The organism is Pseudomonas sp. YA1 (assembly GCF_058680555.1).
In genome coordinates this window covers 158,611-172,263 of the sequence record NZ_JBZWBG010000008.1, presented here as the reverse complement: position 1 = coordinate 172,263, position 13,653 = coordinate 158,611, and the positions used below count along the sequence as shown (strand labels likewise).

The 13,653-nt window shown below is 59.0% G+C and carries 11 protein-coding genes and 1 pseudogene; 1 reads left to right on the top strand and 11 read right to left on the bottom strand.

The window, feature by feature from the left end:
* Positions 1-25 precede the first annotated feature (25 nt).
* Positions 26-442: a hypothetical protein gene (locus AC4OR5_RS13405; protein ID WP_003086969.1), complete on the bottom strand. Its 417-nt coding sequence runs from the start codon at positions 440-442 to the stop codon at positions 26-28.
* 15 nt (positions 443-457) lie between these two features.
* Positions 458-710 (bottom strand): annotated as a pseudogene (locus AC4OR5_RS13400) (hypothetical protein).
* 504 nt (positions 711-1,214) lie between these two features.
* Here AC4OR5_RS13400 and cysC point away from each other — a divergent pair.
* Positions 1,215-1,805, top strand: a complete 591-nt coding sequence (gene cysC / locus AC4OR5_RS13395; RefSeq protein WP_023085039.1) for an adenylyl-sulfate kinase — start codon at positions 1,215-1,217, stop codon at positions 1,803-1,805.
* Between the two features lie 56 nt (positions 1,806-1,861).
* Here cysC and AC4OR5_RS13390 read toward each other — a convergent pair whose 3' ends face one another.
* The 9 genes from AC4OR5_RS13390 to galE all read right to left on the bottom strand — a co-directional run bounded on the left by AC4OR5_RS13390 (position 1,862) and on the right by galE (position 13,574).
* Entirely contained in the window at positions 1,862-3,106 is a 1,245-nt protein-coding gene (locus AC4OR5_RS13390; RefSeq protein ID WP_058160553.1) for a sulfotransferase family protein, read from the bottom strand.
* Entirely contained in the window at positions 3,107-4,879 is a 1,773-nt protein-coding gene (locus tag AC4OR5_RS13385; RefSeq protein ID WP_191634672.1) for a glycosyltransferase family 4 protein, read from the bottom strand. It abuts the gene before it with no gap.
* A complete protein-coding gene (locus tag AC4OR5_RS13380; protein ID WP_191634670.1) occupies positions 4,876-6,090 on the bottom strand; it encodes a glycosyltransferase family 2 protein in 1,215 nt (404 codons plus the stop codon). The genes AC4OR5_RS13385 and AC4OR5_RS13380 overlap by 4 nt, the downstream gene beginning before the upstream one ends.
* Positions 6,091-6,095: 5 nt before the next feature.
* A complete protein-coding gene (locus tag AC4OR5_RS13375) occupies positions 6,096-7,580 on the bottom strand; it encodes a glycosyltransferase family 4 protein (protein WP_016253653.1) in 1,485 nt (494 codons plus the stop codon).
* Positions 7,581-7,676: 96 nt separating this feature from the next.
* Positions 7,677-8,405 carry a glycosyltransferase family A protein gene (locus AC4OR5_RS13370; RefSeq protein ID WP_016253654.1) on the bottom strand — a complete coding sequence of 243 codons (729 nt, stop codon included), beginning with the start codon at positions 8,403-8,405 and terminating at the stop codon, positions 7,677-7,679.
* Positions 8,406-8,421: 16 nt separating this feature from the next.
* Positions 8,422-10,107, bottom strand: a complete 1,686-nt coding sequence (locus tag AC4OR5_RS13365) for a GT-B fold glycosyltransferase domain-containing protein (protein ID WP_488986529.1) — start codon at positions 10,105-10,107, stop codon at positions 8,422-8,424.
* Between the two features lie 17 nt (positions 10,108-10,124).
* Positions 10,125-11,393 carry an ABC transporter ATP-binding protein gene (locus AC4OR5_RS13360; RefSeq protein ID WP_071536193.1) on the bottom strand — a complete coding sequence of 423 codons (1,269 nt, stop codon included), beginning with the start codon at positions 11,391-11,393 and terminating at the stop codon, positions 10,125-10,127.
* Between the two features lie 19 nt (positions 11,394-11,412).
* Positions 11,413-12,537, bottom strand: a complete 1,125-nt coding sequence (locus AC4OR5_RS13355) for a glycosyltransferase family 4 protein (RefSeq protein ID WP_003133305.1) — start codon at positions 12,535-12,537, stop codon at positions 11,413-11,415.
* 23 nt (positions 12,538-12,560) lie between these two features.
* Positions 12,561-13,574, bottom strand: a complete 1,014-nt coding sequence (gene galE / locus AC4OR5_RS13350) for a UDP-glucose 4-epimerase GalE (RefSeq protein ID WP_023875586.1) — start codon at positions 13,572-13,574, stop codon at positions 12,561-12,563.
* Positions 13,575-13,653: the final 79 nt, after the last annotated feature.

Genomic DNA, 13,653 nt, shown 5'->3' with positions numbered 1-13,653 from the left:
GCAAGGCAGGTCGAGGAGCGCAGGCCTACGGCGGGCCGTACTTCATGCCGGCGCAGCCGTGGGACAGCAGCAACTCGCCGTCGTCGGCCTCGAACTGGGTGATCCGCTTGCTCTTGTCGACGGTGACGGAAATGATGCAGCGATTGGGGTGGTTGACGGTATCCCAGTAGTTGGTGTTCACCATCACGTTGCCCTGCATCTCCGAGCTGGAGCCCACCACTTCATAGCGGGAATAGCTGGTGTCGGTGTACCACTGCATCACCACCTGCGAGCCGTCGGCGGTGCGCTCCATGTTCTGCGGCGTCCCGAAGAAGGCTATCGCTTCCTCGGCGGAACGGCCCTTCCACTGGCTGCGGGCGTAGACCTCGGGCAGCGTGTCCATCTGGATGCAGCCGCCCAGGGAAAGCGACGCCAGTAACGGCGCGATGAATATCCGGCGCATGGGTTGACTCCGTGTCTAAGGGTTCTTCGGCGGGTTGCCAGGCAGCAGATCGAAGGCTCGCAGGCCCGGCGCGGCGTCCTGCCCGGACGCTTGCGCGCGGTTCGCCTGCTCGGCCACGGCCATTCCGCGCGGTGCGGCGGCAGGTTTTCTCGACGCCGCAAGCGAACGCCCACCGGCAGAGAACGACTCGCGCCGGCTCGTCGCCGCTGCCGAAGCGCCACCAATCGCTGGCCTCCGGGCCGGTGGCGAGTGCGGATTGCCGAGTCATGGTTCCTTCCAAGTCGCGTGCGTCCTGCACAACCGGTTTCCGCGAAACGCGGGGATCAAGGGCGGGACTATAGCGTCGCGGCGAAGAAGCTCGAATAGCACAGAGGTACTATTTTCTCGGCTCGTCCGATCGGGACGTCACCTCGGTGAGTTCCGGTCGAAGCTGCGCCATGCCATCGACCAACTCTGCGCCCCGGAAAACACTGGATGAGTTCCCCTGTTTTCTCGGTCTCCAACAGCACCCTCGCGACCGAACACTGCACGGCCATGGCTGGAAGACAAGTGAAACCAGCCACTTGCTTAAATACCTAAGGGAAAGAACATCCTACTGAAAATAAAGAAATTTCTTATACGCACTTATTTGGCGCAACGTTAACTTAACTAACTACACAAACACGCCCTGACCGCGCATTAGAAGAAGTACCGGCCCCCAACGGAATCCAACTCCAACTTCGGGAGGTCCCCCTTCCCATGCAGTTAACCAATCCTCCAGGCAGAAACAGCGATGAACCCTCGTGAACATGGAAAACGATCGATCGATAACGAGACACGCAGTGCGCTCAAGCGCCAACGCCCAGCGGTCATCTGGCTGACCGGGTTGAGTGGCGCTGGAAAATCCACTATTGCGAATGCCCTGGAACTAGCGCTTTTCGAACAGAAGAAACATACGTTTCTCCTGGACGGCGACGATCTCCGCCTTGGCCTGTGCCGAAACCTTGGCTACAGCGACGAAGATCGCACCGAGAACATTCGAAGAATCGCGGAAGTGGCAAAGATCCTGCTGGAAGCCGGCCTTATCGTGATCGTGGCAACCATCTCGCCATTTTCGCGAGACAGGCGCCTCTCTCGGGAGCTTATCGGCATCGAGCATTTCATCGAGGTCTTTGTCGACACGCCGCTCTCGGAATGCGAGAGAAGAGATCCCAAAGGCCTGTACAGGAAAGCACGCTCGGGCAAGATCGAAAACTTCACCGGGATCGACTCGATCTACGAAACGCCCGCACAGCCGAACATAACGATCGATACACTTTCAGAAGACCCCGACCTGGCGGTGAAGCGAATCATTTCCTACCTGGAGACGAACCAGCCAGCCTGACAAGATGACTGGGCCTGGAGACACGAACCGTCCGCAGCAGCACTTCCAGCTTGCGCTCAGGGACACCCCGTCTCGCTGCCGAACAGACGGGACAGGTTTCGCAAGGGTTTCGTGAAACGCCAGAAGCGACTGTCCAATATAGCCATCAAACGGGCGTGAGTATCATCGCGATCTACCTGCGTGCGCCGTAGCAAGTTGTCCGTTTCGGCGAGATTGCGCTGAGCGGAAGCAAGCTCTTCGCGACACGCCGACAATCGCCGAGAAAGTTCCCGCATGGCTCGTTCGTTCTGTTCGATCCGAGCACCGGCCTCAAGCAAGCGATCTCTCAGTCCATCGTTCAGTTGCCTCTGTGCGGTACAGCTCATGGCCAGGTCAGCCACCTGCTCGCTGAACCGCGTCATGCTCTCGTTGTGGGACGAAGCCGATTGCCAGAGTTGCCTGTCCAGCTCCCCCACGTACTCCAGCAACGGCATCGTTCTGCTGAATTCCCGCTCCAGGCCCTTCCACCCTTCGATGTCGAACCGGTCCACGGCAAGCTGCTGCAGTGCCTCATGCACCTCGAGCAGCGCCTGAAAGCTTCCCGCTGCGGCAGCCAACGCGCTCGCATCATGGGATGAATGACGCAATGCGACATCCAGGACATCACCGACGAAGCGGGCGCAAGCCGACTCGTCCACCGGCAAGGAAAGTCGATGGCCAATACGGCCCAGTTCCTGTCGCGGCAGAGCCAGCAATCGATCGTAGTCGACCACCACGGCCCCCTTGTGGAGCGCCCACTGCATCGAGCGACAGGAATGTTCGTACCAGAGCATCAGGCTCTTTTCCCGACTCAAGTGGTCACGGGCAGCAAGAGACTCCGCGACGCTAAGAGGATGGCGAGCCGCAATGACATAGTCGACCCATAGCCCCAATGCATCGAACGCGGCTTGCCAGATCGGCATCAGACGCGGCATACGCGGATCCTTGATACCCAGCAGCGCCTTGCCTGCCAGTAGCTCAGTCAAAAGCGCCATGGCCTGCTGGACGATCTCTTCGAATCGCTCGACGCCCAGCACCCGGCGACTGGACAACCCGACGTCGCCCGACGAAAACCCACACAGGGACAGGACTCTGTCATTGAAAGCCACCAGGCGGGCATCTTCCCAGTATCCCTTGGGGTTGTCCGGCCTGGGTGGGATCAGATTCTCGCCAAACTCGACCCCGAGCGCCTCGAGTCCGGCGGAAAGTACGCTCGTACCGGAGCGATGCATGCCGAGAATCACCACCACCCTGGGCGTCATGGATGAAACCTCCCTATTCATTCAGTGCTTCCTGATCTTTTGCCAAAGCGCCTTCGCCCCGAATGTGCGCAAGAAGAACACCCCCTTCGCGCATCGCTCCAGGAATCTTGAAAAACGGCCGTGCTTCTGGATATCCAGCCGGCAGCGCAATCCGTTTGCCAGTCGGTAGGACGCCCATTGCATGGACAGCCTGGCCGCCCCCAGGGCAGGCACCGGACTATCCGTGCAAACGCCGCATGGAGTCGAAACCGGCACGCGTTCCAGCAACTCCCGCAAACGCCGCTCGAAAAGAGACAAGGTGAATTCTTCGCGGATGCGGCGTGCGGAGTTCTGCCCCATCCGCCTCAGCATTTCCGGTTCGCGCATGAGGCTCTCGAGCCTAGCGGCGTAATCCCTGGCCTCTCGTTCGGCATCGCGCCGCGGAACAAGGAAGCCGCAGTGGGCAGAGACCAGTTCTGCGTGACCGCCGACATCGGCTGCGACTATGGCCATTCCGCACGCCATCGCCTCGTAGAGAACCAGTGCGATACCCTCGCCGGCCGATGGCAGGAAAAATATATCGGAGGCCTGGAACAACTCGCGCAACGCAGCCTCGTCCTGCCAGCCCAGCATCCGCACCCGCCCGGCCAAGCCATGGCGCCGGAGGTCGTTCCGCAGCTCCCCTGCCAGCTCGCCATCGCCCAGTACCAACGCGACGAAATCACTACCACGGCGCGCCAACTCGCCAAGGCTGGCGGCAAACAGCTCCGGTCGCTTCTGCGCGCAGAGCCGCCCCGCATAGGCGATCACTACGCACTGCGGAGCTATTCCCAGGCGCGCCCGGACCTTCGCGCGCGTCAGGCTGTCGGGTTTCCACGAGTCCACATCGGCGAACCAGTGCAACACCTCGACCTTGCTCGCCTCGACGCCACGGTCGAGCAGCCAGTGGCGCAGGTGCCCGGATACGACCCAGTGCCTGTCCAGCAAGGCAGTGCATCGAGCGGCTCTACCCGGATGGCCGCCATCGTCCCAGCCCTCCTCCATATGATTGAGGTCGACCACGGGCAAGCCCGGGTAGCGGGTCCGGACGTACCCCAGCACGTCATAGGCGAATGCAGAGTTGGAAAGCAGCATCAGGTCGGGTTGTCGACTGTCCACCAGATAGGCAAGGAAGGCGCAAGCTTTCTCGGCAGCCAGAAAGTCCGGAAGCACCCAGACATCCGCAGTGAGCGCGGTAAAACGATCCCGCCACCGATGCTCGGCCGCCAGGCTGGCGACCACCGTCAGCATCCAGCCCTCCCGGGCCAAGGCTCGAAGCATATCCAGATTGCAACGATCCGCTCCGCCTGGTTCAAGCCAGGGCGCCAGCAGTAACAGGCGCTTTCCCGGGGCATTAGGCAAGCCCCCCGGCGCCAGCATGGCCGACGAGCAAGGCTGCCTGCGCCCGTTCAGCCTTGCGCCAATACGGCCCTCGGGCAACGACCTGTGACTGACGAAGAGGTCGCCGCGTCGCGCATCTTCGCGGAGTTCGACCCACGGCAGGGTCGGTCGGGACAGCAGGAACCAGATCGCCTCTTCCAGAGCAGTCGCCCTCAGGGCTGCCGGTGCTCGCGGCAAGTACAGTACCGCCATCCCCTCTACCGGCAGACAGTCACTGTCCACTCCTGGGCAATGAAGCCAGCGCCAGCGTTTCAGCGTCTGCGTCTCGAGAAATGCGGCGATTCGTTCGAGTTCCTCCACGCTGCAATCGCAGGCCGTGAGGATGGACAGCAACGGCACGGCATCGGCGACGGGACCTCGCGAAAGAACCTTCACCACGCCGTCCTGCCCACGGAAAACACCTTGGAGATTCCGCGGGTCCGCCTGAAGTTATCGATGAAAGCCGACCATTGCCGCTCGTGCAGCAGGTCGTCCAGCCAGTAGATGGCGCTCGCCCTCTCCAGCAGCCAGCCCGGGAGTTTCCGGCACCCACCGGCAATGACGAAAACCGTCGAGGACGCTGGCAGCTCATCGAATTGTCGACGCCATGCGTTCCAGTCCTCGGTGAGCGGCCCGTCGGCCACCACGGCTACCGCATCGGATATGACGGCGTTGTATTGGTCGGCGCGGGAGAGGTTGAGCAGAGGAGGATATGCCCAGCAGTCGTAATAGCCTTGCCGCTGCGCTCGAAGAAATGGACTCCCTCGATAGAAGCGAGGATGGCGAGTCCGCATGCGCTTGTAAGAACTCAAGGCATGACGTTTGCCGGTCTCCAGTCTGGAGCCGACCTGGCGGTGATAGAACAACAGGGGTTCCCTGATCAGCCTGCCTCGCACCCCACATCCGACCAGGGCGATCCAGAAATCCCAATCCTCGAACTGCGCCTGCCTGGCTTCGTCGAAACCGCCTACCGCCAGCCAGTCATCGCGATGAAAGATCGCAGAGACACAGAACGGATTGAAGTAACGCAACAGTCCGGGATGAAAGCCGGCGGAACGATGCAGCCGATGCTCCTCTCCCACCACCTGGACCCAGCTGTACGCCAGGCGGACGCCAGAGTTTCCCTCCAGCAAGACCAGGCACTTTTCCAAATAGGTGGACGCCAGCCAGTCATCCGCATCCAGGCAACAGATATAACGCCCCCTCGCCCGCGCCACACCGGCATTCCGCGCTGCGGATGGCCCACGATTGGGCTGGCGCAGGAGCGTCATGCCGGGCTCCTGGAGAGCCTCGAGGAGGCCCAGGGTCGAAGGGTCATCAGAACCATCGTCGACCAGAATGATCTCGAAGTCCTGGAAGCTCTGCCGAGCCAGGCTATCAAGCGCGCGCCTCAAATACCTCCCATGGTTGAAGCAGGGAATGACCACGCTCAGCAGGGGCTTCTGCGGATCCCACGGAGTGGCGTGCCCGGAATCCTGCCGGAGCGCCGAGGCCGAACCGATATCGAGGACAAGATGGACCAGGAGCCTTCCCTTCTCTCCCAGCCACGAACGAAAAGCAGGCGGTAGGGAAAATAGCAGACGTTGCAGAAAATGGGCCGACCTCACGCCCTTCACCTGGACACCGGTTCGGTTTCCATGGAAACCTCTTGCTCAGGCCGCACGCCCCCAGGCAGGTAGCCGGGTATCTTCCTGGCCGCATCCCTGAATGCGGCCCAGCCATGACGTCGCGTCAGCAACTCGCGGGCGCGTTTCACCCGTCTCGCCGTCTCCACGGGATTGCCCAGCGCACTCCTGATTGCCCTTGCGAACTCGCCGGCATCGGCGTCAGCGCCGACCAGATAGCCCGTTTCGGTATTCAGGAACTCAGCGATACCCCCAACGTCGGGGGCGACTATGGGCAGCCCTGCGGCAGTGGCTTCGAGCAGGATGTTCGGCAAGCCGTCATAGCGAGAGGTATACAGCAACATCGCATATCGCCCCTGCCGAGCCAGGGCCTGGAAGGAGTCGTAACGCCCATGAAGCCTGACATTCGGCAGGCGTCGCAGCTTCCTCTGGGTTTCTCCCCTGCAAGCAGGATCGACCTCGCCATGGACTTCGAACAGGTATTCGGGAAGCGCCAGGGCAATCTCGTAGAGCAGGCCCGGCCTTTTCTGCGGCGAGATACGGCTGGCCCAAAGAATCGTCGAGCCTGCGGTCGGAATCGCCTCTGCATGGTCGCTGGCGGGAAAGTAGAGCCCATGCATAAGCTCCGGCGGAATGCCGTCCCGCTCGTGAATCTGTTGGAGGAAGGTCCGGTTATCCGAAAGCAGGCCCGCCAGGTGCATCCAGGACCGTGGGAGGAACTCGCTGGCATAGCCGCAGCGAATCGCATTGCCGTCCAGGTCGTCGCAAAAGACGCTGGCGTAAATCCGCTTCCCCTCGAACATCAACGTCTTGCCATGCCGCTCGAGCAGTTCCCAGGCCAGTTGCGAGTTGATGATGTGGATACTCCTGGCAGGACATTGCAGCAAAAGGCGCAGCAGTACCAGCCGCCGGTCCTCCTCACCGAGCAGATTGCCCAGGCGTCCGAACTCCACCACCCGAACCTCCGCCGGAAGCCGGTTGAGCCAGGGAGACACCACATCCCGCGTGACCACTACCGTCACCTTCACGCCCATCTCGGCGCATAACCGCACATGATGCAGGATTCCCAGGTCAGCGCCACCGCGCTGCAAATGCGGGACGAGGAAGACCATATCCGGCGCATATTCGATGAAGTCCGCCAGACATCCCCGGTACAGTTGCGCCGGTCCGTTATCTATCGGAGCCTTCCAGGAAGTGAAAACGCGCAGCTTCGCCGCCGAGGGATACAGGGCAGGCTCGATCCGGGCCAACGCCTTCATTTCGTCGACTATCCATGGCGGCAGCGCCATCGGAGAGGGTGACGGTACGACGACTGCCTCCTTGAGCAACCAGCCCTTCAAACGGTCGCAGACCAGTATGAAGCGTTGTAGTTGGCGCTCGGAGAGCACCCGCCGCAACGATCCAAGAATAGGTGGATAGGCTGTGCGAGCGAAGCTGGCCGCACGAGCTTTCAGTCTGCCGTTCAGGCTCATCAGGAAAGTTCCACTTGGTAGAAGTGCTGGATGCTCGGCTCATCGATGCGGGGCTGCCGCGGCAGGCATGTGCCTCCCCGGCCCCAGAGAAGCCGGCTAGTGATCGAAACACCGTCCATCGAAGAATCGTCCGGGGCGAACCACTGCGTTCAGCGCGCCCATGGCGGCCAGCATCGATGCTTCCTTGCGGCGATAGAACAGGCAGGTGCCGCTAGCCAGGGTGTGCTTCCGACCGGACGCAATCACCTCGAGATTCCAATGCCAATCTTCATAACCGAAGCCGGATTTCCCCACTCGGGTCTCCAGGTATGGAAGCTCCTGGAATACGGCTTTCTCGGCTACGGCAACGGAAACCCATGGGTGATGCTTGAAGCAACTTTCCACGGGATAGTCTTCGCTCAGTTGATCTACCGAACGCCCCAGCAAATGGCAGGCTCCATGGCTCACCGTGTACTCGGGATGGACCACGACGCCATTGCCCTTCTCGGATACCACCTGCAGGGCTTCGACCAACCAGTTCGCCGAGCAGTAGTCGTCGCCATCCAACACCCCCACCGTGGACGCATCCGCGCTATCGATCCCGGCGTTCCGGGAAAGCCCGAGATCGCCATGCTCGACCTGAAGGACCTTGTCGCCCTCGCGCAGGACCGGATGCTGCCTGACGATTCGCCGAGTCGTTTGCGAGGCGCGGTCGAGCACCGCCACCAACTGCACGGAAACCCCATGGTGCGACGCGAATTCACGCATGCGTTGAAAACCCAGCAGGCTCCAATGCGCCAGCACGTCTTCCGCATGGAAATTCATGATTAAACTGATATCCAGCATAAGGGTTCTCCCGGTTCTACAAGACGTAGTGGAATCGCTCGGCAACGTCGCAGACTATGTTGGCAACCAGCTCCTGCTCGTCCGGCGCCAGCCCCTTGCTCCATGCCACAGGCTCGTCGAAAGGCAAGGGGCGGTTGTTTCGCAGAGCGGCCAAGGTCGTTTGCGGCGCCTCGACGAAGTCCTCGCAGCGCAACAACTGGACGTAATCCCCGGCGTCCTCCAGTTGCAGTGCCAGGTAACGCCACCACAGAGCACGCCGGACAGCTAGGTGGTCGGTATCGGCAATGGCCAGCAGTGCCTTGCGCTGCCATCCCGTGAGGGCCAGGTCATCGGGACATCCGAACGGCTGGCGTTCGACGGCAGCCTGGCGCAGGTGCTCGAAGGTGTTCGCCCAGGAGTTCAGGGTGTCGTAGGGATGACGGATGGTTGCGATCAGCAACGCCGTCGGCATGACCTTGCGGATCAGGGGCAGCCGGGCGATATAGGCAAGCGTGTTCTTCGTTCCCAGGTGAAACGAAGCCCCCCGCACCTCAGCGAAATAGTCGCTGGACTGATCGTTGCCCCTGGCAGTGTCGTCGACCAGGCGGCCATTCACATGCTTGTTCGGCACGGGCCTGCCCGCCAGGATGTCGCGACGTAACTCTGCGTAGTAGCGTGGCAGTCCCCAAGGAAGAGGCGAGAGTTTCAGCGCTTCGAATACCTGAGGAGGTTCATTGAGCACCACGGTGTCGGGCTGCTGGGAGAGCAGACGGCATAGATGGCTGGTTCCGCTCCGGGGAATCCCGGTGATCACCAGGTCCTGTCCGGCCTCGACAGTGCCGGTGGAATCACCTTCCGAGAAAGCCAGCCGAGGCGCAGGAGCCAGGATTGCTTTCTTCCAGTTGGCATCCAGCGCAAGCACTTCGCGCAGCTCAGGGAAACGCTTGCCCAGTTCGTCCAGTTCGGCCCATAGCGAACGCTCGCGGACAAGTGTGTCGAGAGAATGGTAGTGGCAGAAGAAGGGCGGTAGGGACGCAGCGGATAGCGGCTTGATATGAAGCGGATAGTTGAACCGTTCGCTGAGCGCTCTCGTCTTGTAGTTCAACGCGTGCAGAGCGACGGGTAGCGTCAGCTGGTCCAGCCAGGGCATCTTGTTGATGATCAGCGGGTCCGCATGGACGCGTTCGGCGAGCCTGTACCAGACTTCGGCGAAACGCCTGGCATCACGTACCAGGATAAAGCCAGCGTTATAGTACGCAGGCATCGCTTCCCCGGAACAAGTGGTCACTACCCGATCTCCAGGCAATGCCAATCCCGCATGGGCGTATATGCGTTGCCAGTAATCGTTCTGTTTTGCCACCAATGCCATATCGGCAGGTTTGAGTGCCGCGTCGAAACGACAAAGCATGTCAGCTTCGAATGCATCGACACAGATCATGTCACTGTCGAGAAACAACGTATGCCCAACAGCCGGCCCCAGCGCCAACGCCGAAAACTTGTTGCCTATTGGATACTCTGGCCCGAAAGGACTATCCATAGGCAAAAGAGGAATGCCCAAACGCTCATATAAGCGCCGGGATGCATCGCTTGGCACACCCCAGTCAGCCTTTCCCGATGGACATGCGGCAATGATATCCATGGAAAAGCCAAAGCATTTGCGTAGAGAAGCCGCCAACACGGCAGACTTGATTTCCAGCTCGCCGGCGTGGACGACGAATACCATGGTCAAAGACGATGACTTCATTGGGTAGCCCGGGTCTCGCAGCAGAACGAAACCGGCTCGAATGCTCCATGCAGATTCACCACTGCATCGAAGCACTTGGGCGAATTGAAGACCCTGAATATCGCTGCATTGACCTGTTTATCCATGAGTTCGCAAACGGACTCCGACAAAGAGTTCTCCAGACGAAACGTCAAGGCGTATTCGCCGGCCTGCAAGTCGCAGTCGAAGCTGATACGTGTTCTCAAGCGCCCGTCAGGCTCGACATTCAGAGCCTTGCCCTGCAATAAATTGTTTATGCCATAGAGGTTGTAACCGCGCTGGTCACGGATAGTCAGGGTGATCTTTGGGTGCTCCGGGACGGGTAGGTCAAATTGCACAAGTACCTCGACCCAGACACGTTCACCCGAATCGAAGTAATCCCGGGCTTCGTCAAGTACACCCATGCGGATGGATAGAAACCTGCCCTGCCCATTTCCATATGCAATTACCGAGTTCCCGTGTTCGCCAGAAGCGATCAGGCTTCCTGAGCGGACTTCCGCCCGCTGTGTCTCTATACTGTCCCGCAGATAGAGTTCCGTGGCTGTTTCACAGTCGCCATTGAATATCACTCTACCTTTGGATAGATAGATCGCTCGACTACAATAACTCTTGATCAACTGTATATCGTGGGAGACCAGCAGGATGGTGATGCCTTTCAGCAGCAGTTCTTCAAGCCGGTTCAGGCATTTGAACTGAAACGCGGCGTCACCTACCGCCAGGGCCTCGTCCACGATCAGCACATCGGCATCGACATATGCCGCAATGGAGAAAGCCAAACGCACGAACATACCGCTCGAATATGTTCGAACCGGACGATCGATGAACTCACCGATATCGGCAAACTGGATTATCTCGTCGAGGCGTTCAGAAATCTCCTGCTCGCCCAGTCCAAGAAGCATGGCATTGAAGATTATGTTTTCCCTGCCGGTGTACTCCATGTTGAAACCGGCCCCCAGCTCCAACAATGCCGCTACCCTTTCTGGGCGAACCACCTGTCCACTCGTAGGGCGCAAGGTACCCGCAAGTATCTGCAGCAAGGTGGACTTCCCGGAGCCGTTGCAGCCGATTACTCCAACCACCTCCCCAGGAAAAACCTGGAAACTCACATTCCGCAGAGCCCAGAATTCCGAATAAAACTTCTTTCTCTCACCCCAGATGGCCTGCAACATCCTTTGATGAGGAGCCCTGTAGACTCTAAAACCCTTGCTTATATCTACGGCCGCAAGTACCGGCGCCTTACCATTCATACAACTCACAGCCAGATCCCTACAACGCAGAAAGCATCGTATTGTTTATCCTGAAAACGTCATAGCGCTGTTCCGCCAACGATCTACTGGCTTCTCCCATACGTGCGATGAGCGAAGGCGACTCGATGAACTTCAACATTGCCGCGGCTAGACTCTGCGGACTCTTGATCGGTACCAGAAACCCATTGACACCATCCAGTACCGTTTCACGACATCCCGTCCAGTCAGTCGTTATCACAGGCTTCCCCAGGGACATGGCCTCCTGACTACTTCTCGGCACACCTTCTCTATAATAGGATGGCAGCACGAATACACTTGTATTGACCACCCATGCCTTGATGTCATGCACATGGCCAGGCCACTCCAACAAGCCTTCGGCTACCCACTGGTTCATTTCCTCCCGTGAAACCTTTCCTGGATTACTGTCGACGCCTCCCAAGACCAGAAAACGCGCGAGCGGACTACGTTTTCTAACGATTCTCGCGGCTTCCACAAAATCATAGATACCTTTCTCCTTGAGAAGACGAGCGACAAACACGAAAGTAATAGGCCGCAACACGGGAGAACTCGCGGCAAAATAATCAAGATCGACGCCTATACCCGGCAATATCAAGGCACGTCCCGTCTTGGCCAGCCGAGGGCTCACAAACAGGTCATAGTCATCCTGATTGAGCAGAAATACACGAGACGAGAACCGAAGGACCAACCTGATCGAACAGGTCACGACATGCCTAAGCAGCTTCCGTAGAAAATGGGTATAGCCTTCTTCCGAATAGATGAAACCAGCGCCTTCGATCATCGAATAGCGTAATCTGACACCCGTCAAAAAAGCCGCGATACCACCGTAGATAACGGGCTTTATAAAGTAACTGAACACGGCATCGATCTTCAGCGCCCGCAGCTTGCAGATCAGGCTCAGGAGCGCGTGCAACTCCTGAAAGGGATTCATGCCCGCACGTTTCAAGCTGTAGGAAACCGGAATTGCTCCAAGCTCCGAAACTTGACGGCTTGTCACCTCGTCATAGTCTGGAGCGAAAGCGTAGACCTTCGCTCCTCGACGTACGACCTCTCGAATGAAATCGCCACGAAAATTGTAGATTGAAAAAGCCTGATTGGAGATCAGCGCAAGGTTGCTAAAAGGCAACCCATCGACAACAGCGGCGTGATTCATGAATACCCACTCGGATTGGAAACCTGCCAGCGCCAAGCATCCGCAATCATGCATTCGAGGCCCAGCCCCGCCTTCCAGCCCAACTCTCGCTCCGCCTTGGAAACATCCGCCCAGCACTCGGCCACATCGCCTGGGCGGCGACCGGACACCGTAAAGGGAATGCGCCTGCCAGAGACTCGCTCGAAAGCTTCGATGACCTGCAAGACCGAATAGCCGGTGCCCGTCCCAAGATTCCAGACGTGGTAGCCGTGCCCCTGCCCCAGGTATTCGAGCGCCCTGGTATGTCCTGCTGCCAGGTCGCAAACATGGATGTAGTCCCGGACTCCCGTCCCGTCGATAGTCGGATAGTCGCCGCCATGTACCGTCAACCGACTCAAACGTCCGACTGCAACCTGGGCGATATAGGGCAGAAGATTGTTTGGGGTACCGCATGGGTCCTCACCGATGAGGCCGCTTTCATGAGCACCGATGGGATTGAAGTATCTGAGCACCGCGATGGACCAACGCGCATCGGAGCGAGCCAGGTCATCGAGCATATGCTCGGCAGTCAGTTTTGTCCGGCCATAGGGACTGGCCACGCCTCCCACTTTCGAACTCTCGGATATAGGCAAGGTGCCAGGCATCTGATAGATCGTTGCGGAAGAACTGAAGACAATCTTGAATACCCCGACCCTCTGCATGGCGCGTAGCAGCGAAATAGTTCCCTGAACGTTGCTCTCGTAATACTCCAGCGGGTCATCAACGCTTTCTCCAACAGCTTTCAACCCTGCCAGATGAATGACCGCATCAACCTTCTCACCGATCAGCAGGCGCTCAACAAGAAGACTGTCTCTAACATCTCCCAGTACGAAGCCAACCGGATGCCCGGTTATTCTTTCCACTCGCTTTAGAGATTCCGAAGAACCGTTGACAAGATTATCCAGAACCACAACCTTGGCGCCTTGGCCTAAGAGTTCGACCAACACATGAGAGCCAATGAATCCTGCACCTCCTGTGACCAATACGCGCATCTCGCCTCACCTTGATACGTACAGAGCTGGGTTTTCAGGGGTAAGAACTCCCATCGAGCCCGTCTGTAACGCACTCTCT